The organism is Bacillus capparidis (genome assembly GCF_017832095.1).
Classification (GTDB): Bacteria; Bacillota; Bacilli; order Bacillales; family Bacillaceae; genus Bacillus; species Bacillus gobiensis.
In genome coordinates, this window is the sequence record NZ_JAFDST010000002.1 from 817083 (window position 1) to 836472 (window position 19390).

Genomic DNA, 19390 nt, shown 5'->3' on the forward strand with positions numbered 1-19390 from the left:
TTTTTCATAAAAATAGCAGCCGGTCGATTTTACATCAATCCATTCCGGCCGCTGTCATTTTTTTCGTCATCTTTCTAACTGCTTTTTTCTCAATTTCCTCCGCCTTATTTGCGGGGATGGATAGAATGTTTTCTGTTTCCTCGTAAGTAAGCTTTAATATATGTATACAAATAATCACCTGCTGCTCAATAAAACGGCATGATGAAAGAGAGTGGTAAATGTCCGCCTCCTCTAGAGCCGAATCATCTGTTGGGTGCAGCCGGAAAATGCTCTTCAACCTATAATAAAAACATAAATTTCTTGCGTAGACAAAGAGTGCGGACCTGCTCGTCTCTTTTTCCATTAGAAACAGCTTTTTATCCAATGCTTTTTCATAAATTCGATGAAGGACTTCTTCAGCCGATTCCCTGTCTTTGATAAGATAATAGACAAAAGGATATAGAAGATGATGATTTGTATCATAAAGATATTGAAAGTTTTCTTGATCCATATCATCCCTCCGGTCATTAGTAATATTTACCTACAATATTACTATTATGTTACCATTATATTTCAAATTATTTCAATTGTCAGCCAAAACCGTTCGACAGCTTATTCGTTTGTTACTTCTAGTGAATAGGGAAAAAGAGAATATAAAACGTATAAGGAGATGACCAATTATGACAATTTTTTCTTCATCAGCATTAGAGGGGAAACATGTGTTAATCACCGGAGCTACAGGGGGAATTGGATTTGAAACCGCGAAAGTTACAGCGGCAATGGGCGCACGGCTGACCGTTACAGGAAGAAATGAATCGAAGCTTTCTGAATTAGCAACCGAGCTATCAGCAATGACAGACAAACAAAAAATCTTTGTGAGAGCCACGGACATAACAAAAGAAGAAGATCGGGCTCAGCTTCTCGAGGAAGCCGAGGCCATCCACGGGAATATTACCGGTTTGGTCAACAGTGCCGCTATTGCCGGTGGTACGACAGTCGATGAGCTGAAGGAAGAAGACTTAGATCGCATGATGCATCTTAATCTGACGTCGACAATCATGCTAACAAAAGCTGTGTATAAAAAAATGCTCGAAATAAAGAACGGAACAATTGTTAATGTTTCTTCTTTATCCGGTCTAAGGGGCACCTATGGAAACGCTGCCTATTCTTCAAGCAAGTTCGCACTGATCGGCTTTACCCAATCTCTTTCTGTCGAAGCCATTCCAGCAAACATTCGAGTAAATGCTGTCTGCCCTGGCTATGTCGATACAAAGATGGGTCGAGATGTGATCGAAAGAAATGCAAAACAAAATGGAGTTTCCTTTGAAGAACAACTCGCTGAAATTGAAAAAGGAATTCCATCCGGACGAATTACCACTCCCGCCGAAGTCGCAAATACCATTGCATTTCTACTAACAGACGCAGCTCCTAATATTGTCGGCGAATCGATTAAAATTTCCGGCGGAAGCGTACTGTAAATTCAGATGGATATCAGACCCGTTCAGCCGGAAGACGCGAAGGCATTCGCCGAGCTTCTTTTTGAAATTGACCAGTCAGGATTTATGCTTTTTGAACCGAATGAAAGAGCTGCAGATGCCGAAAGAGAAAAAAGACGTATCGACGCGTTTGTTAATGACAAACATTCCGCTCTTTTTGTAGCCGAAGAAAATGGACAGCTTGGCGGATATATGATGGCACTCGGAGGTAAAGCAAACAGGAACAAACACTCCGCTTATTTGGTCTTAGGCGTCCACGAACAATTTCAGAGGCAGGGCATTGCTTCGAGACTATTCAACAAAACGTTTCAATGGGCTAAAAACAACGGGATCACAAGGCTTGAATTAACTGTGATCAAAAACAATGAAAAAGCCCTTCGCCTCTACAAAAAGGTGGGCTTTAATATTGAAGGTGAAAAAATCAACTCGCTTTTCATAGATGGAAAGCCGGTAAACGAGTATTATATGTATAAGCTTATTTAATGAGTGAAAAGGAGAGGAAGTTAGAATGGCTTTTGTTCCGTACAGCGTTGCGATGGTGACTCCATTCACCCGATCTGGAAGTATAGATGAAGATGCAATTTCATCATTAATCGATTTTTATCAAAAAAAGAAGGTTCCCGCACTGCTTATTTGCGGCTCGACGGGAGAACAGCATTCCATGACAGTTGAGGAAAGAAAAATGCTGTACCGATTGGCGAGGAAGCATTCCAGCCGAGAATTGCAGTTATATGCAGGAGTTGCTGCAGTTCAAACAAAAGACTCTGTTGAGCTGGCGAGCGCTGCTGAACAAGCAGGAATGAACGGCATCATGCTCGGCATGCCTCCTTACGTACGTGTTTCTCAGGAAGAGGCTCTCTCGTACATAAAGAAAATCGCCGAGGTTTGTTCACTGCCGATTCTTTTGTACAATAATCCGTTACGAACAGCGGTTGATCTTCACGCAGAAACGATTGCAAAAATAATGAAAGAAGTTCCGCAGGTCATTGCAGTCAAAGAAACAGGCGATCCTAATAAAGCTCGCGTTATTAAACAGCTTACTGGAGAAAAAACAGCCGTCTTTTCCGGGATTGACTTGGAAATTTCCGCTCATTTTTCAATTGGGTATGACGGACTCACAAGCGTGATCGGCAATCTGTTTCCTGAAGAAATGAATGAGGTTGTGAAATTTCTGATGCAAGGGAACAAAGAGGAAGCCGAGCAGCTTTTGGAGCGAGTAAAGCCTGTGGCACAAGCACTAACTGGTATGTCTTCCCCGACTGGAATGAAATACGCAATGCGAAAGCTGGGGATTGCAGGCGGATATGCGCGAGAGCCCCTCGGCTGCGAGCCAATTGAAGGGATGGAAGCCATCGACCTTGCATTGTCCGCTTATTTCAAGGCTGCTTCTTCATGAGGCAGCCTTGGATATCGTCGCTTTTTTCATTTTATCGACGAAAATAGAAATATATCGATTTTTCGATAAAATTCGGCATAAAAAAGAGCGGGAATTCCGCTCTTTTTAAGGATTTGTTGACCACAGTCCCGCAGTTTTTATAAAAACGCGTGAATTCATTTTCAGTTGGGCAACCATGAATTCGGCAAGATCCTCCGGCTGCATTACACTTTCCGGATTGCCGTCTGTCAGGTTCAAATCCTTCGCCATATCGGTTGCGACTGTGCTTGGTGTTAGTGCACTTACTCGAATATTATGCTTTCTTACTTCCTGCATCAGTGATTCAGTCAAGCCAAGAACAGCAAACTTCGATGCGCTGTATGCGCTTGTTGCAGGTGCTCCTTTTTGTCCGGCTGTGGAAGAAATATTGATAATGTCCCCGCTTTTTCTTTCAATCATGCCAGGCAGCACGGCTCTTGTGACATTGTATACTCCCATCACGTTGACCTGGATAATCGATTCCCATTCCTCAGGAGTAAGATCAAGAAAGCCGCCAAATTTACTGATTCCAGCATTATTGATTAAAATGTCGATTTCGCCAAGCTCTTCCTTTATCGTCTGTACAGCTTTTTCTACAGAAGCCAAATCCTGAACATCAGCAGATACCGAAAGTGTTTTAACCCCGTAAGAAGCTAATTGCTTTTCTACATCCTCTAAGTTAGCGAGCGATCTGCCAACTAGACCGACATTGATTCCTTCTTGTGCAAATGCAATTGCAGCTGCTTTTCCAATTCCTCTTCCTGCCCCAGTAATAATGGCAGTCTTTCCTTGCAATGATGATGGCATTAATAACATCTCCTCTTAATTATGTATATAAAAAGTATAAAAAAACTCTTCCCCTTAAATCAACCAAGAGCAATTATCTAAAAATTCCCTTAACTTTTCGGCCAAAACCTATTGCTTATATTTTTTGAAGGTATACAATAGAGTATAAAACATTTTCGTTCAATAACGATTAATCAATTTATAGCAGGGAGTTTTCTTATTATGGAAAAAAGTTCAATCAGCATTCAGCTCACCTCATCTAAAAAACCAAAGCCTCAATCTGACGAGCTGGCGTTTGGCAGAGTTTTTACTGACCATATGTTTGTCATGGATTATTCTGTTGAAGAAAATTGGCACAGCCCCAGAATCGTACCTTATCAAGCAATCGCCATGGAACCGGCAGCGATGGTTTACCACTATGGGCAAACCGTGTTTGAAGGCCTAAAAGCATATTTGACAAAAGAAGGAAAGGTTCTTTTGTTCAGACCTGAAAAAAATATGGAACGCCTAAACAAATCAAATGACAGGCTCTGTATTCCACGTGTGGATGAAGAGTTTGTTTTAGAGGCATTGAAGCAGCTTATTACTGTTGATAAAGAATGGATTCCAGAAAAAGAAGGAACATCGCTGTATATTCGCCCGTTCATCATTTCAACTGAATCCTATCTTGGTGTAGCTCCTTCAAAAACCTATAAACTGATCATTATTCTTTCTCCAGTTGGATCTTACTATAAAGAAGGAATTGCTCCAGTGAAAATCGCAGTAGAAAGCGAATTTGTACGTGCCGTAGCTGGAGGCACCGGTACTGCGAAAACAGCCGGAAACTACGCGTCAAGCTTGAAAGCACAAGAAGTAGCAGAAGCCAGCGGATTTTCCCAGGTGCTATGGCTTGACGGACTTGAGAAAAAATACATTGAAGAAGTCGGAAGCATGAATATCTTCTTTAAAATTAATGGTGAAATTATCACTCCAGCATTGAACGGCAGCATTCTTGAAGGGGTCACACGCAACTCTGTTCTTCAGCTATTGAAGCATTGGGGACTCCCTGTTACTGAGCGGAAAATTTCGGTCGAAGAAATTGCGGAAGCCCACAAAGAAGGCAAACTTGAAGAAGCATTCGGAACCGGAACAGCAGCTGTCATCTCACCTGTTGGAGAGCTTATCTGGAAAAACGAAAGCCTCGTAATCAATAACGGAGAAACCGGCCCAATTTCGAAAAAATTGTACAGCACGATTACAAGCATTCAACGAGGCGACCAGTCTGACGAATTCGGCTGGACCACAGAAGTCAGCACCGTTGAAAAAGAAAAAGTGAATTAATTGTAGAAAGAATGCCGATCCCATAGTCTGGATCGGCTTTTTTTCATTTGAATTCGGTTTTATTTGCGATGTTCTACATTTACTTGCGATCTTCCGACTTTATTTGCGATATAGTAATTTCTGCTATTACCCGTTTAACAAAATACCAACTTTATCAAAAGGAGCCCGCATGATAAAAGGAATCAATCATCTTCTGTTTTCTGTGTCCAATTTGGATCAGTCTATTGCATTTTATCAGAGCGTATTTGATGCCAAGCTATTGGTAAAAGGGAGAACAACAGCTTATTTTGACCTAAATGGGCTTTGGCTCGCACTTAATCTTGAGGAAAAGATTCCACGAAATGAGATTCACCAGTCATATACCTATCTCGCGTTTTCCATAGATGAACAGGATTTCAATTCGATGCTGAATAAGTTAAAGCAGTTGGAAGTCAATATCCTTCTAGGACGAGAACGGGACGTTAAGGATAAAAAATCAATCTACTTCACAGATCCGGACGGACATAAATTCGAATTTCATACCGGAACTCTTCAAAATCGTATGGAGTACTACAAAAAAGATAAGCCTCATATGGATTTTTTTGTTTAACTTGTTTTCCTACCAGCATAGTATGATAATCTAGATTTATACTCGCACCATATAAAGGAGACCTTTATGGAATTATCTTTAGGTTTTATAGTTTCTGTTGCAATAGCTGTCTTTCTAGCAATCGATGCCCCGAAGCATAACCGTAATCCATGGATATGGGGAATTTTAGGATTTTTCTTCAGTTTGATTACGTTAGGAGTTTACTTGCTGGTTACGAACAGAACAGCTGCGGGCTGCATTGTCCTCGCTGTCTCCCTTTTAGGAGGTCTCATAATTCTTTTTCTTATGATTATTGGAGTCCTCGTATTTTTCGCTATATAAAAAAGCACTCTGCTGCCTTTCTTCAGCAGGGTGTTTTTTTACTTTTTCAAGGCCTACTGAAAAAGGTTTCTTCAACATCACTGATTCCAGTATGCTCCACCTTTCCCCCTATTCGCAGATCCCCCAAATGCCCTTTTGTTTAATACATCAAAAAAAACTAAAAAATTTGTTCAAATTGACCAGTGTAATAATCAGACAATTCAATTATATTATATAACATTAGACGTTAAATAACCTTACATGGGAAAGGAGATTATATATGAGTCGCTGGTCAATTTTAAAAGATGGGGAGAAATCAAATTCTTTAAGCAATGAAGATTTACTTCCTATCAAACAAGAGGAACGAACATGGAAAGCTGTTAACTTTGCTTCCATTTGGATGGGCTGCATTCATAATATCCCAACATATGCAACAGTTGGCGGAATGATCGCGATCGGACTGTCTCCGTGGCAGGTGTTAGCTATTATTACAATCGCGTCCCTCATACTATACGCGGCACTTGCATTAAATGGACATGCTGGAGCAAAATACGGTGTACCGTTTCCAGTATTGATTCGTTCATCTTTCGGGGTATACGGCGCTAACATTCCGGCATTAATTCGCGGTTTTGTTGCAATCATGTGGTTCGGTATCCAAACATTTGCCGGGAGTACGGCAATCAACATTTTATTATTAAATATTTGGCCAGGCTGGGGTAACATTGGCGGAGAGTGGAATTTATTCGGGCTTCATTTATCCGGTCTCTTATCATTCGTATTTTTCTGGGCGATTCATTTATTAGTTTTAAATCATGGAATGGAATCGATTAAAAAATTCGAAGTATGGGCGGGACCTCTCGTCTATCTCGTCTTCGGCGGAATGGTATGGTGGGCGATCGATATCGCCGGCGGTTTAGGACCAATTTATGAGCAACCGGGAAAATTCCAAACCTTTGAAGAAGCATTTTGGCCGTTTGTCGGAGGAATAACTGGAATTATCGGGATTTGGGCTACACTGATTCTGAACATACCTGACTTTACCCGCTTTGCAAAATCACAAAAAGAGCAAATCAGAGGTCAATTTTACGGATTGCCAGGTACGTTTGCGTTATTTGCTTTCGCAAGTATCACTGTAACTTCTGGTTCACAAGTTGCATTTGGCGAACCAATATGGGATGTTGTTGATATTTTGGCGCAATTTGATAATCCGTTTGTTATTGCATTATCGGTTATTACCCTTTGTGTTGCTGCAATATCCGTTAACGTCGCAGCAAACATAGTTTCTCCAGCATATGACTTAGCAAATGCATTGCCTAAATTTATCAATTTTAAACGAGGCTGCTATATTACCGCAATGATCGCGTTGTTTACTGTTCCGTGGAAGCTGATGGAGAATGAAACAAGTGTGTTTTCATTTCTCGGATTAGTTGGAGGAATGCTGGGACCAGTCGCTGGCGTCATGATTGCAGATTACTTTATCATTAGAAAACGAGAGTTAAATGTCGACGAGTTATACAAAGTAGATGGGCAGTATACGTACTATAAAGGCTACAATTATCGTGCGTTCCTCGCTACTTTACTCGGTGCGTTTATATCATTAATTGGTTTCTATGTACCCGCATTTAAAGGCTTGTATGATATTTCTTGGTTTGTTGGTGTGTTTGTTTCATTTGTAGGGTATGTTGCATTGATGAGGCTTCACCCTCCAGAAAATGCTGCTGTCAGTACCGAATACGAACAAAAAGTTGCAAGCAAGTGATTCACTCATGGATCATATCAACATATTATTGAAAAATAACATTGTTAAAACATTGTTAAATTTTTGTAAATTTCTATTCTATTTTGCAGATACTCATACGAGTTTCTGCTATTTTTTATGTACAGCAATTTTTTCAGCTTAGGATGTGTACAATGAATCAAACAAAAAGATCTTTCTTACTTTCGATTTCTGTTTTTGCACTATTTGCTGTATTCATACATTTTTATTTCTTATTTTCAAGCCATTCTTACTTTACAGGGACTGGTGATTCCTTGCATCAGGGCGGGGCTTTTTTGCTTCTGTTATCAAAGATGTTTACAAGCGGCGACTTTTTTTGGTCGTGGCAATACGGCATCGGCGGGGATTTATTCGGGGAATTCGGCTATTATTATACAACTTCAATCTTTTTTTGGATCAGTTTGATCTTTAAGCAAACAAACCTTCAAGATGTATTTACGATAAAGCTGTGGATGAGCGTGTACAAATCATTTCTTTCCATGCTCTTCATGTATTTACTTTTAATAAAAGGAAACAGGAGCCAGGCTGCCGCCATCATATCCCCGCTTATATACGGCGGATCGATCATCTTTTTACGGCATTCCATGCTATGGGATTTCATGGCTGATGCGATCGTTTGGCTGCCGTTGGTCATTCTCGGTTATGAACGGCTTGCCCGGGATCGAAAGCCCTTACTTTTTGTCTTGGCTGCGGCTCTTATGATTTCTTCCAACTTTTATTTCGCTTTTATGTCTAGCGTCTTTTTGTTTTTGTATGCGATATTCACGTATCACCACCGCAAGCTGATATTGGTTGTTAGAGACATCCTTTATTTATCCGGTCATTACTTGTTGGCGCTTGGTCTTGCGGCCTTTGCATTTCTCCCTGCTGTTAATTCATTGTTTCACGCTGATCGAAGCTTCGGATCACCAAATGTTCCATTGTTTTTCACAAGCGATTATTACGTTTCTGCCTTGCATAAAACGTTTTTTATAGACGATCCGTATTACGTTCTTGGCCTGCCGATTGCTACTTTGTTTCTCATTGTTCTTTCCTTTTCACGACTTTCAATCGAGGGGAAAAGAATCACCGTTTTAGCTCTGTTTATGTACGGTCTGTATTTTATCCCTTTTAGTTTCTCTTTTTTCAATGGTCTATCAGACATGCAATCGAGATGGGTTTATCTGTTGGTTTTTACTGTCTCCCTTGCTGCTTCATATAGCTTTGATACGATCGTAAAATACCATCAGTCTATGAATCTTTTATTGGTCGGATTATGCGCTGCAGCACTCATTGGTACGATCCAGATGAAGCCAGCAATTATGAACGGAACGGCGATTTCCGGGTCGGATCGCTTACTATTGATCGGAACGCTGCTTGTGACAGCTGTCTTCTTTTCGATTCGATATTTAAAGACAACATGGGTTAGCCTTCTGCTATGTTTACTTATTGCAGGCAATATCCTGATGATTGATTATTTTTATTCTAAAACCACCTTAGCCGGCCATTACGGACAAAATAACATTACATCTTCCTACTTTGACTCACAGGATTTAGAGAATAAAGAAGCAGCTGAAGCTATCCGCCAGATCCAAGCAAATGACCCAGGCTTCTACAGAATTATGAGTGAGGCTGGAGCAAAAAACACACCAATGATTCAGGACTTTAATGGAACGAGCGCCTATCAAAGCATGATAAATAAGAAAGTGCACCGTTTTTTCAAAGAAGACTATTCAATCTTGCACTCGTCAAACAGCGTCAACATCTTTCGCAATTTTGATGACCGTTTTCATCTGCACAATGCGCTCGGAGTGAAATACATGATTTACGATAAGGATTACTCACCTATTCCGTTCGGTGCGAAGAAAATACGTGAGACCGAAAATCTAAGCATTTATGAAAATCCTTATGCACTGCCGATTGCTTATATGCAGTACAACTATGTGACGCAGCAAGAGTTTGATCAGCTTGCAACCCCTTACAGAGATTCACTGCTCGCAAAAGCTGCAGTTATCGATGAAAAACATACCGACGGCCTTCATCGCTATTCAGTAAAGGATCTTCCTGTCTCTAAGGTTTCTGTGAATGTATCTTATGAAAATATTGAGACACATGGCAATCGACTTACAGCCGACAAAAATGCCGCCATTCATATTCCAGTAAACAAAAGCGATTCTGCAGAAGAAACGATGGTTAAAATTAAAATAAACGAGGTAAACGGAAATTCCTTTGAGATCCGTGCAGGCGGCAAACAAACGATTCGAAATTCTGAAAGTAATATCTACACCTTCCCTGTGAAAGAGACTCTTTTTAACTTAGGGATGTATGACGAAGACGAAATTACCGTCCGTCTGTCTCCCGGCACCTATCAATTGGATCGGATTGAAGTATACCGTGTGCCGCCGGATGACCAGGAGACTCTCGAATTAAAAACTAAAGGGATGGAGAATGCAACTGTTACCGAAGGAAAAGTGAGTGGAACAATAGAGTCGACGCAAAAAGGAATTTTAACGACCTCTATCCCATTCAGCAACGGCTGGACCGTGCACGTAAATGGAGAGAAAATAGATCCTATTATCGTGAACAAAGCATTTATAGGTGTCCCTTTAGAAAAAGGATCCTATCAAATCGAAATGACGTATACAACACCTTATTTCTTTATTGGCCTATACATTTCAATTGCATCCTTGCTTTTGCTGATCGGATATCAAATAATGCTTACGAGAAAAAAACGAGGATGAAAGAGCATCCTCGTTTTTTATACTTTCTGAAATTGTATGTTATACAGGTCTGCAAATAGTCCGCCCTTTTTAATCAGTTCATCATGCCGTCCTTCTTCCAAAACTCCTTTTTCCGTAATGACCATGATGCGGTCAGCATTTCGGATTGTGGCGAGGCGGTGCGCAATTACAAGAGTCGTTCTGTTTTTTGAAAGCTCCGTCAGCGCTCGTTGAATGATCAGCTCTGATTCTGTATCGAGAGCTGAGGTCGCTTCGTCTAAAATTAAGATCGGCGGATTTTTCAGAAACATTCTGGCGATTGCGATTCTCTGTTTCTGGCCGCCTGATAGCTTCAATCCCCTTTGGCCGATTTGCGTATCGTATCCATTCGGCAAGGAAGCAATAAAGCTCTCAAGATGAGCCAATTTTGCCGCTTTTTCTATTTCATCGTTCGAGGCATTCAGGCTTCCGTAAGCAATATTTTCACGAAGGGTTCCGGTGAACAAAAAGACGTCCTGCTGAACGATTCCAATTTGTGAACGCAGCGACTCCTTTGTCATGTCTCTAATGTCTATTCCGTCAATTGTGATTTGACCGCCGTTAACATCATAAAAACGCGGAATCAGTGAGCTGATGGTTGTTTTTCCAGCTCCTGAAGGGCCGACAAACGCGATCGTCTCACCGACACGGATATTCATACTCAATCCGTTAAGCACTCGTTTGCTCTTGTCGTAGCCAAAGCTTACGTTGGCAAACTTAATATCCCCTTTTAACGAAGTAATTTCTATAGCGTCTTCGCGATTTTTCACATCTGGCTCTGAATCCATCAGCTCGATAAATCGTTTAAAGCCGGCCATTCCTTTCGGATAGAGCTCCATCAATGCACTGATTTTATCAATCGGCTTCAATAGCACATTCACGTAAAGGATAAACCCGACGAGCTCCCCGTAGCTCAAGTTTCCAGTATAGCTAAGCCAAGCTCCGTACACAAGGACAAGCAGCGTAATCAAGCGGGTCATAATGTAGATACCTGACAGCCCGATTGACATGGTTCGGTAGCCAAACAGCTTGGCCCGGCGGTAATTTTGATTATCCTTTACAAAACGGGTAACTTCATGTTTTTCATTCGTAAAGGATTGAACGACTCGTGCGCCAGACACACTGTCTTCCACTCGCGCATTGATGTCTGCGATATCGCTGTACATTTGTTTCCACGCCTTGTTCATTTTTAAATTACTGTAAATAATCAGCCAAATTAAAAACGGAACAACTAAAATGGAGGCTAACGCGAGCTGAACATTAATGCTCAACATGATACAAAAAGCGCCAATGAAGGTCATAATAGAAATAAACAGATCTTCCGGACCATGGTGGGCAAGCTCTCCGACGTCATTTAAATCATTGGTGATCCGGCTGATAATATGACCGGTCTTCGTATTATCAAAAAAACGAAAGGATTGCCGTTGGACATGGCTGAACAGTGCTTTTCGCATATCGGTCTCGATATTGATGCCGAGCTTGTGGCCTAAATAATTCACCACGTATTGAAGACCCGTACTTAGCAAATAAAGCAGCAGCAAACCAATGCTGACCCAAACAATGGCCGGCCAGTTTTCGCTTGGCAGAAGCTTGTCAATGAACCACTGAACCGTCAGCGGAAAAGCGAGCTCCAATAACGCAACGATAACGGCGCTGGTAAAATCGATAAAAAACAATTTTTTATGAGGGATATAATAAGTAAAAAAACGGCGGATCATGCTGCACTTCCTTTTTACAGAATATAATAGATCATATCATAATCTTGGAAGAATATGTTTTTAAATAAAAAAAACAGCTGAAGATTTTCAGCCGCTCTAGTTAATTAAAATTCGATCTTGTTTTCTTCTTTTTCCTCTCGTTGAGAATTTTTTTGACGACCGGATAAATAACCGGAGCCCACTTAATCACATTTCGGATGAATTTTTTCATTGATGACCGATCCTTTCCGTTCAAGGTAGTTTATCCCGAATTGTGCAGGATGAATTAGGGATACGTACTTCTTTTACTCTACCCTATCACTTTCATTTAAAAACCTGATACTAGTGTGCCATTTACCTTCTGGATACATACGTATTTCCAGTGATCCAATAGCGCCAAGGATAGTCGCGGGCTTCCCCCGTATTGTCGATGCCGATCCGAGGTCCGGAAGAGATATGGGTTGGTAGATAGCCTGCAGTAATATATACGGGCCACTCCGTGAAAAGTTTTCCGTAATCATCAGAAGTAATTCCAAGAGCCTTCGTCAGCTTTCCGGGCCCGTTTGTCCATTCTCGCGGTTGTCTCCCGGGCCTTCTAGTTTCCATCAAATCCAGTCCTTCATATGGTTCGACAGCACGGATTAAGATGGCTTCTGGTATATTAACGTCAGCAGAAACGACGTTGATAAGCGTATGGGTGTGCATCGTATACGTATAAACTCTTCCAGCTTCAGCAAACATCACTTCTGTCCGTTTTGTCCTCCGGTTGCCAAAGCTGTGTGCCGCACGATCATGGGGACCACGATAAGCTTCTGTTTCTACGATATATCCTGAACAAATACCTTCATCCGTTTCTTTTACTAGCAGACAGCCCAGCAGAGCCTTCGCCAGCTCCAATGTGGGCTTATTATAAAATTGTATCGGAAGAGGTTCATAGGCGGGTTTCTTACTCACAAATGGCACTCCTTTAATTGTTCTTTTTACCTGACTGCTATGCCCTGTGTCACAGATCATTATGTCCAATTTTCTCTTTTTTTTTGATAACCGTCTAATACTCTATTTTAACCCTTGTAGTGATAAACTTTCATTATCAACGAGAGACGTGGATAGCTGTTTAATTTCATCTCCCTATGTATTGATATTAAAAACGAGGAGGTTCATTATGCACATTCGTAACGTTCAATCTTCTGATTATTATATTATTTCCCCGTTAATCAACGATTGGTGGGGCGGCAGACAGATGTCTGATATGCTGCCAAAATTATTCTTCGATCATTTTCAGAATACTAGTTTTATCGCCGAAAAGAAAGGTGAAATCATCGGTTTCCTCATAGGGTTCTTGTCCCAATCGAGTCCCACAGAAGCCTACATTCACTTTGTCGGTGTTCATCCCGACTACCGAAAACAGCAAATCGGCAAGCAGTTATATGTTGAATTTTTTCGCGAAGTAAAGGAAAACGGCCGCTCAATCGTTCGCTGTATTACGTCACCAGTAAATAAGGCATCGATCGATTATCATACCAGGATGGGTTTTATAATTGAGAAAGGCGATAAAACGGTAGATGGAATTTCTGTCAAATCCAATTATGACGGACAAAATCACGATCGAGTGTTGTTTTTGAAGCAATTGGGGTAAAGTTCAAAATGATATCGGCGATTTTTTTATTTTATCGACGGAAATTCTAATATATCGATTATTCGACAAATTTCTTATAAAGAAAAACACCGGCAGCAGCTGCATGCCGGTATCCTTAGCTCTTTTTCCGGTAAGGGCGAACCACAAAAAAATAGTAAAAGATAGAAGGCCACGGAAATTGAATCAGTGCCCAAAGCCCCCAAAACCACGCATACGCCCCTTTTTTCTTCGCATCCAAAAACAGAAAAATGCTTTGTGTAAGTAAAATTGGCGCTACAAGCAGAATCGCAAGTATTACATGTTGATCATGTGTCAAAGCTTGGTCACCTCATCCTGCTTGCTCCTGCGTTTTTTTTCGGCTAGAAAAATGATCGGAATGAAAAAAAGCGCCAAGCCTTGAATCCATAGAAAAGCCGTTGTTACTTTCAAGCTAATTAATACGAGCATGGCAAGAACCAGAATCGCGGTGAGTAAAAATGCGACAATTTCACGTTTAAATGTTTTTTGTCGGCGGGCTTTATATTCTTGTAAGACATTCATCAGCTGATATTGCTCCGGAACCTCTACTTCCTGCATGTCTTCTAATTTGTTGAGCTCTGATTTAAATTGTTCTGTCCACTCTTTGCTTTCCTTCATTACGACCACTCCTTTCGAATCCGCTTCAACCCATGGTGAACACGGGTTTTTACCGTTCCTTCCTTCAGTCCGAGCATTTTCGCAATTTCCGGATAGGTAAAGCCGTAATAATGCCTCAGCAATATTGGCGTACGGACATCTGGATCGATTCCGGCAAACAACTCCAATATTTCCGTCCATTCCTCTCCATTAGCCGTTACCTTCCATTGTGCCTTTCGAATGACGTCTTCCTTTGCTTTTTCGTAACGTTTCTTCTCTCTTTTTTTCTTACGCTCTTGATCAATAAATAAGCGGGATGCGATAGAAATGAGCCAAGTAGAAAACTTTGAATTCACTTGAAAGCTTTGAAGGTGGACGTATGCCTTCAGCATAGTTTCCTGAATCAGATCCTCCGTCAGATCAGGCTGAAGGGTAAGCTTCATTACATATTTATATAAAAACATATAGTTGGATTGAAACAGCTTCGTAAAAGCCGAATCTTCCCCATTTTTTGCTCTCGCAACCAATTCTCTTTCTTCCGCCTGATCCAACCGGTGATACGCCCCCTTTTTGAGTATGCTCTACTTATATGACGAAAGATATCGGTTAATCGTTCATACAAAAAAACAAAGGAACCGATGTCCTTTGTCTATATTATCGTACCGCTATAAAAAATATCCTTAAGAAGTGACAGATTCAAAATGCGGGCTCAGAATTTCTTTCAAAACACGTGCACTATGCCGGAATTGTTCTTTTTCTTTCTCGTTTAAGTTCAATTCCATTACTTCTTTTACTCCTTCGCGATTGACGACAGCCGGTACACCAATATATATATTTTCTTCGCCATATTCCCCGTCAAGATAGGTGCTTACTGTTAATACACTGTTTTCATTAGATAGAATGGCCTTTGTAATTCTAGCCAAGCTCATCGCAACCCCATAATAGGTCGCGCCTTTTTTCTCAATGATTTCATAAGCCGCATTCTTTACTTTATCTACAATATTTTCTAAATCCGCTTGCTTATACTGCTCATGTCTCTCGAGTAAATCTCTGACAGGAATTCCGCCTACATAAGCGCTGCTCCATACCGGAAGCTCTGTATCTCCATGCTCACCGATAATTAAAGCATGCACATTTTGCGCGGCTGTGCCAAAGTATTCACTGAGCATAAAGCGGAATCTTGCTGTGTCCAGAGTTGTGCCGCTTCCGATCACTCTTTCTTTAGACATCCCGCTGAATTTCCATGTCGCATAAGTAAGGATATCAACAGGATTCGTAGCGACTAAAAAGATTCCGTCAAATCCGCTGGTCATTACCTCTGTTACAATACTTTTGAATATTTTCAAATTTTTATCGACTAATTCCAATCTTGTTTCACCAGGCTTCTGATTTGAACCGGCGCAAATGCATACGACATCGGCATCTTTGCAGTCTTCATAAGTTCCATACCACGTTTTTGTCGGATGTGGAGCGAATGCTTTTCCGTGGTTTAAATCAAGTGCGTCACCATACGCTTTGTCCTTATTCACGTCAATAATCACTAATTCGTCTGTAATTGCTTGGTTAATTAATGCAAAGGCGTAACTGCTGCCTACAAATCCAGCTCCAATTAATGCAACACGATTCACTTTTCTTCCTGCCATCATTCATCATTCCTTTTTGATGATTTGGTATGTGAAACATTTCACATTTATATTGTGCAATACTTCACAAACTTTTTCAAGTGTTTTCCGTCTATTTTTTTCAAGAAATAAACATTTTGTGAACACCCCTATGGTCGCAGGCGAAAAATTTCGATAAAGGACAGAAAAAAACGAAAAGTGGTCGCAATAATTTCAGCAACGGGCAGAAAAAACTTATGTAAGGTCACAAAAAACCCCGGTCAGGAAAGAAATCCAGTTAGCTACAAAAAAATGCTCCGGCAGAAACAGCAAGTCCCAACCGGAGCATGTATACTATTACGCTTTACTTTTCATCGAATACACTCGATTCACAACAAAAGTAATGACAAAAGCGGAAATTAGCGCAGCTGCCATCGCCAAAATCAAGCCTGTTACGTGATTGGTTAAAAGCGGCGCTGTAACTGAAGGAACGTAAGCTGTCGCACGGACTTGGAACAATCCGACGATCGCTCCACCGACTCCCCCGGATACTAGAGCTCCCGCAAAAACAAGCTTGTTGGAAAACATGAACGGATACGCAGATTCCACAAAGGTTCCAAATCCAACGTTAATCAAAAAGCCTGGAGCTGCCACTGCAGCTTCTCCCTTATCGCGCGGGCTGATAATATTGGCCAAGTTAATGCCTGCTGCCACCATGACTAAGCTAACCAAATCTACTGCTCCTAAAAAGCTGTTTCCCGTTTTCTCCATTTCAAGCAAAACGACGGGCAGAATCGCCGCATGATATATCCCGCCCAACATCGCCGGCCAAATAAGAAGCCCGGCCAGAAGCCCGGCCAGCAACGGATTGAAGGCGATCGCTTGCTCTATTACTTGTTTGATCAGATCCCCGGCAGCTAGAGCAACCGGGCCGATAAAGAAATAAACCAAGAGCCCCGATAGCAGCCCGGCAAACCCTCCTGCTGCGATGTTGACGGTTGTCATCGGAAACTTCCATTCCACGAATTTTCGAAACAAAAACTTAACCATAAGCCCGGCACAGATCCCGCCGATGATGCCTCCGATAATTCCCCCGTTCACAGAAAGAACCCCTGCGACTACGCCTGCTACGATCGAGACTTCATCCAGCTCGGAAACCTGCTTTGCAGCAATAACAGAAAGAATAACAGGCAATGCGCCGATCAAAGTTTCAAACACTTTGTCAAAAGCGGACAAGCCAGGAATTTGGCTTAAGGCCAAAATAATCGCCATCGCAATAAATCCCGGGAGCCCCGCCATCATGATTCCGCGAATATTGATATTTTTCAAGCCAGTACCCTTTGATGATCCATTCACTTGAGATGCATTTCCGAGAACAGGACGATAACTCAACCCCCAGTGCTTGCTTAACGAGGTGACAAAGGATACGGCTCTCGTTCGATTTGTCGTTCCAGTCGTACCTGATGTGGCAATAACCTTACCGCCTGATGAGCTAATAAGCGCCATTGACGTGCCTCCGGTCCCTACAATCGGAATTTGCTTCTCGCTTGCCGCCTTTATCGCAAGTGAATTAGCTCCCTTTGGATCAGCACTCATACAAATTAACGCGTCAATCGTTCCCGCCAGAATTTCTTGTTCTATTTTTCTATCAATAATGGATGCTTCGTGATTAACGTCATTCAGCGTTCCTTCCATTTGTTTTTCAACTTCCCAGAATTGATTCAGGTGCCAAAGCCCGGCTTTTGTCGCAGCTTTTGCTGAATCCATAGATTCTGCTGCTTCTACAAATTGCACAGCAGAAATCTCCAGCCCGGCTGCTTTACATTGCGATTCTATTTCTTGAAGGAGGAGTTTTGGCTGTTTCCCGCCCAAATTAAACAAGTTCCCTCCGCTGCTGCCAATGATTGCTACACGCTTCATGAAGTCTCTTTCCCTTCGTTCGATAGTTTCTATCATTTTAACATACTACCATGATAAAGCGAGAAAGAGTTTTTTGTTTTCTATTTTTATGAGGGTCAGTGTAAATAGATTTAAGGTCTATTTACGGACATTGATTTTAATTCCAGTACCCAGTTATTATTAAGCAAAGCAGAAAATTCAGAATTGATTAAAAATTAAGGAGATAAAACCATGCCTCTAACTATCTTGGTAATCGGTCCACAAGATACAGTCTCTCTTATTTTAAATATTGGACATACCTATCCTGAATTAACATTGATTCCCGCTTCATATACGACAGAAAAAGAGACATTAACGATTCTAGATAGGCATAAAAACAATGCCGATATCATTTTATTTGCAGGGCTCATCCCTTACCAGATAGTGAAACAGGAACTTAATGGATTCACAAAACCAATGGTTTATGTTCCTGTTACAGGTACCACATTATATCGGGTTCTTTTCAAAATGATTAATGAAACCGGACGTAATCTTATGAATAATACTCCTCGAATCAGCATTGACACACTAGAAAAAAATGATGTTCAAGAATCTCTTGATGAACTTGAAATTAACGTGGCTGAATTGTTTGTTAAAGACTTTAATATAAGAGAGGGAACTGAACAGCTCGTATACTTTCACTATAATCTCTGGATCAAACAAGCAATAGATGTTGCTATCACTTGCGTAAGATCTGTATATGACAGGTTAATAGAACTTGGTGTTCCTGCTTTTCAAGTCGTCCCAACCAGATCCTCCATTTATTCAAGCTTAGAACAAGTGCTTTTAGAAGGGAAAACCCTTGAACAGGCTAACACCCAACTCGCGATAGGCATTATAAGATTCAGCAATTTATCAGACCGGCTTACCGCTTACGATAAACAAAGAAAACGTGTTGTACTGCAAAATATTCTTATTGATTTTGGTGAAAAAGCTCAAGCGTTACTCGACTGGTCGAACCGTGAAGAGATGCGGTTCGTAACTACTAGAGGAGCCATGGAAGAGGCTACAAATCATTTCTCTCATATTAGTCTTCTAAATGACATTGCCGTCAAAACAGGGATTCAAGCATGTTTAGGTATTGGATTTGGCCGAACAGCAAACGAAGGAGAGATAAAAGCCAGAGAAGCTTTAAACAAAGCAAAATTAAATATGGGCAGTTGTTACGCTGCAGATATCGATGGAACGATCCATGGACCAATTGGAGAATTTTTTCATCTTGAATACTCGATTAGAAGTGATAACCCGCGAAAAGTTTCTCTGGCTAAAAAAGCAAGATTGAGCGTAGCAACTATTAATAAGCTTCTTTCTTATTGCAGCAGCATTGGGAACACAAGTATCACAGCGCTAGAATTATCAAACGGCCTCGGCATTACAGTAAGAAGTGCAAGAAGAATTCTATCTATTCTTGAAAAAAACGAACTCGCTAAAGTAGTAGGTGAGGAGCAGCCTATTAACCGAGGAAGACCCCGTCAATTGTACAGAATTAATTTAGCATAGAAAA

20 protein-coding genes are annotated in these 19390 nt (G+C 41.2%); 10 read left to right on the top strand and 10 right to left on the bottom strand.

Features of this window, described 5'->3' with window-relative positions:
- Positions 1-34: 34 nt before the first annotated feature.
- Positions 35-490, bottom strand: a complete 456-nt coding sequence (locus JOC74_RS11155; protein ID WP_053604654.1) for an RNA polymerase sigma factor — start codon at positions 488-490, stop codon at positions 35-37.
- 169 nt (positions 491-659) lie between these two features.
- On the opposite strand from JOC74_RS11155, the gene JOC74_RS11160 reads away from it, so the two are divergent.
- Genes JOC74_RS11160 through dapA form a run of 3 tightly spaced genes read left to right on the top strand, consistent with a single transcriptional unit; the run spans position 660 to position 2871 of the window.
- Positions 660-1457 carry an SDR family NAD(P)-dependent oxidoreductase gene (locus JOC74_RS11160; protein ID WP_053604655.1) on the top strand — a complete coding sequence of 266 codons (798 nt, stop codon included), beginning with the start codon at positions 660-662 and terminating at the stop codon, positions 1455-1457.
- Between the two features lie 6 nt (positions 1458-1463).
- Positions 1464-1958, top strand: coding sequence for a GNAT family N-acetyltransferase (locus JOC74_RS11165; RefSeq protein WP_053604656.1), 495 nt, complete (start codon positions 1464-1466; stop codon positions 1956-1958).
- Positions 1959-1983: 25 nt separating this feature from the next.
- Entirely contained in the window at positions 1984-2871 is an 888-nt protein-coding gene (gene dapA / locus JOC74_RS11170) for a 4-hydroxy-tetrahydrodipicolinate synthase (RefSeq protein ID WP_053604657.1), read from the top strand.
- Between the two features lie 105 nt (positions 2872-2976).
- On the opposite strand, the gene JOC74_RS11175 is transcribed toward dapA, so the two are convergent.
- Positions 2977-3696, bottom strand: a complete 720-nt coding sequence (locus JOC74_RS11175) for a 3-ketoacyl-ACP reductase (RefSeq protein WP_053604658.1) — start codon at positions 3694-3696, stop codon at positions 2977-2979.
- Between the two features lie 201 nt (positions 3697-3897).
- Here JOC74_RS11175 and JOC74_RS11180 point away from each other — a divergent pair, with 201 nt between their 5' ends.
- The 5 genes from JOC74_RS11180 to JOC74_RS11200 all read left to right on the top strand — a co-directional run bounded on the left by JOC74_RS11180 (position 3898) and on the right by JOC74_RS11200 (position 10381).
- A complete protein-coding gene (locus tag JOC74_RS11180; protein WP_053604659.1) occupies positions 3898-4995 on the top strand; it encodes a branched-chain amino acid aminotransferase in 1098 nt (365 codons plus the stop codon).
- A 169-nt stretch (positions 4996-5164) separates the two neighbouring features.
- A complete protein-coding gene (fosM, locus tag JOC74_RS11185) occupies positions 5165-5584 on the top strand; it encodes a FosM family fosfomycin resistance protein (RefSeq protein ID WP_211086148.1) in 420 nt (139 codons plus the stop codon).
- 66 nt (positions 5585-5650) lie between these two features.
- Positions 5651-5905 (top strand): hypothetical protein, encoded by a 255-nt coding sequence (locus JOC74_RS11190; RefSeq protein ID WP_053604661.1) that lies wholly within the window; start codon positions 5651-5653, stop codon positions 5903-5905.
- 259 nt (positions 5906-6164) lie between these two features.
- Positions 6165-7643, top strand: a complete 1479-nt coding sequence (locus tag JOC74_RS11195; RefSeq protein ID WP_053604662.1) for an allantoin permease — start codon at positions 6165-6167, stop codon at positions 7641-7643.
- Between the two features lie 152 nt (positions 7644-7795).
- Positions 7796-10381, top strand: coding sequence for a YfhO family protein (locus JOC74_RS11200; RefSeq protein ID WP_053604663.1), 2586 nt, complete (start codon positions 7796-7798; stop codon positions 10379-10381).
- A 17-nt stretch (positions 10382-10398) separates the two neighbouring features.
- Here the strand turns inward: JOC74_RS11200 and JOC74_RS11205 are convergent, their stop codons facing one another.
- The 3 genes from JOC74_RS11205 to JOC74_RS11210 form a co-directional block, all read right to left on the bottom strand.
- Positions 10399-12117 (bottom strand): ABC transporter ATP-binding protein, encoded by a 1719-nt coding sequence (locus tag JOC74_RS11205; RefSeq protein ID WP_211086149.1) that lies wholly within the window; start codon positions 12115-12117, stop codon positions 10399-10401.
- 100 nt (positions 12118-12217) lie between these two features.
- Entirely contained in the window at positions 12218-12328 is a 111-nt protein-coding gene (yxzF, locus tag JOC74_RS23490) for a small protein YxzF (protein ID WP_225970243.1), read from the bottom strand.
- Positions 12329-12450: 122 nt separating this feature from the next.
- The gene (locus JOC74_RS11210; protein WP_053604665.1) at positions 12451-13050 is read right to left on the bottom strand and encodes a DNA-3-methyladenine glycosylase; all 600 of its coding nucleotides are present in this window, start codon (positions 13048-13050) and stop codon (positions 12451-12453) included.
- Positions 13051-13258: 208 nt separating this feature from the next.
- Here JOC74_RS11210 and JOC74_RS11215 point away from each other — a divergent pair, with 208 nt between their 5' ends.
- A complete protein-coding gene (locus tag JOC74_RS11215) occupies positions 13259-13732 on the top strand; it encodes a GNAT family N-acetyltransferase (protein WP_053604666.1) in 474 nt (157 codons plus the stop codon).
- Positions 13733-13847: 115 nt separating this feature from the next.
- Here JOC74_RS11215 and JOC74_RS11220 read toward each other — a convergent pair whose 3' ends face one another.
- The 5 genes from JOC74_RS11220 to JOC74_RS11240 form a co-directional block, all read right to left on the bottom strand.
- Positions 13848-14048, bottom strand: a complete 201-nt coding sequence (locus JOC74_RS11220; protein WP_053604667.1) for a hypothetical protein — start codon at positions 14046-14048, stop codon at positions 13848-13850.
- Positions 14045-14368: a DUF5345 family protein gene (locus tag JOC74_RS11225; RefSeq protein ID WP_053604668.1), complete on the bottom strand. Its 324-nt coding sequence runs from the start codon at positions 14366-14368 to the stop codon at positions 14045-14047. The genes JOC74_RS11220 and JOC74_RS11225 overlap by 4 nt, the downstream gene beginning before the upstream one ends.
- Entirely contained in the window at positions 14368-14898 is a 531-nt protein-coding gene (gene sigY / locus JOC74_RS11230) for an RNA polymerase sigma factor SigY (protein ID WP_053604669.1), read from the bottom strand. The genes JOC74_RS11225 and sigY overlap by 1 nt, the downstream gene beginning before the upstream one ends.
- Positions 14899-15027: 129 nt before the next feature.
- Positions 15028-15990, bottom strand: coding sequence for an L-lactate dehydrogenase (locus JOC74_RS11235; protein ID WP_053604670.1), 963 nt, complete (start codon positions 15988-15990; stop codon positions 15028-15030).
- Positions 15991-16305: 315 nt separating this feature from the next.
- Complete coding sequence (locus JOC74_RS11240; protein ID WP_053604671.1) at positions 16306-17868, bottom strand: PTS sugar transporter; 1563 nt, start codon at positions 17866-17868, stop codon at positions 16306-16308.
- A 210-nt stretch (positions 17869-18078) separates the two neighbouring features.
- Here JOC74_RS11240 and JOC74_RS11245 point away from each other — a divergent pair, with 210 nt between their 5' ends.
- Positions 18079-19386: a helix-turn-helix domain-containing protein gene (locus JOC74_RS11245; RefSeq protein ID WP_053604672.1), complete on the top strand. Its 1308-nt coding sequence runs from the start codon at positions 18079-18081 to the stop codon at positions 19384-19386.
- Positions 19387-19390 lie beyond the last annotated feature (4 nt).

What these genes read in the sequence shown, in the direction of transcription:
- JOC74_RS11155 (WP_053604654.1), bottom strand. Translation starts at nt 490, where the DNA reads ATGGATCAAGAAAACTTTCAATATCTTTATGATACAAATCATCATCTT.
- JOC74_RS11160 (WP_053604655.1), top strand. Translation starts at nt 660, where the DNA reads ATGACAATTTTTTCTTCATCAGCATTAGAGGGGAAACATGTGTTAATC.
- JOC74_RS11165 (WP_053604656.1), top strand. Translation starts at nt 1,464, where the DNA reads ATGGATATCAGACCCGTTCAGCCGGAAGACGCGAAGGCATTCGCCGAG.
- dapA (WP_053604657.1), top strand. Translation starts at nt 1,984, where the DNA reads ATGGCTTTTGTTCCGTACAGCGTTGCGATGGTGACTCCATTCACCCGA.
- JOC74_RS11175 (WP_053604658.1), bottom strand. Translation starts at nt 3,696, where the DNA reads ATGCCATCATCATTGCAAGGAAAGACTGCCATTATTACTGGGGCAGGA.
- JOC74_RS11180 (WP_053604659.1), top strand. Translation starts at nt 3,898, where the DNA reads ATGGAAAAAAGTTCAATCAGCATTCAGCTCACCTCATCTAAAAAACCA.
- fosM (WP_211086148.1), top strand. Translation starts at nt 5,165, where the DNA reads ATGATAAAAGGAATCAATCATCTTCTGTTTTCTGTGTCCAATTTGGAT.
- JOC74_RS11190 (WP_053604661.1), top strand. Translation starts at nt 5,651, where the DNA reads ATGGAATTATCTTTAGGTTTTATAGTTTCTGTTGCAATAGCTGTCTTT.
- JOC74_RS11195 (WP_053604662.1), top strand. Translation starts at nt 6,165, where the DNA reads ATGAGTCGCTGGTCAATTTTAAAAGATGGGGAGAAATCAAATTCTTTA.
- JOC74_RS11200 (WP_053604663.1), top strand. Translation starts at nt 7,796, where the DNA reads ATGAATCAAACAAAAAGATCTTTCTTACTTTCGATTTCTGTTTTTGCA.
- JOC74_RS11205 (WP_211086149.1), bottom strand. Translation starts at nt 12,117, where the DNA reads ATGATCCGCCGTTTTTTTACTTATTATATCCCTCATAAAAAATTGTTT.
- yxzF (WP_225970243.1), bottom strand. Translation starts at nt 12,328, where the DNA reads ATGAAAAAATTCATCCGAAATGTGATTAAGTGGGCTCCGGTTATTTAT.
- JOC74_RS11215 (WP_053604666.1), top strand. Translation starts at nt 13,259, where the DNA reads ATGCACATTCGTAACGTTCAATCTTCTGATTATTATATTATTTCCCCG.
- JOC74_RS11225 (WP_053604668.1), bottom strand. Translation starts at nt 14,368, where the DNA reads ATGAAGGAAAGCAAAGAGTGGACAGAACAATTTAAATCAGAGCTCAAC.
- JOC74_RS11235 (WP_053604670.1), bottom strand. Translation starts at nt 15,990, where the DNA reads ATGGCAGGAAGAAAAGTGAATCGTGTTGCATTAATTGGAGCTGGATTT.
- JOC74_RS11240 (WP_053604671.1), bottom strand. Translation starts at nt 17,868, where the DNA reads ATGAAGCGTGTAGCAATCATTGGCAGCAGCGGAGGGAACTTGTTTAAT.
- JOC74_RS11245 (WP_053604672.1), top strand. Translation starts at nt 18,079, where the DNA reads ATGCCTCTAACTATCTTGGTAATCGGTCCACAAGATACAGTCTCTCTT.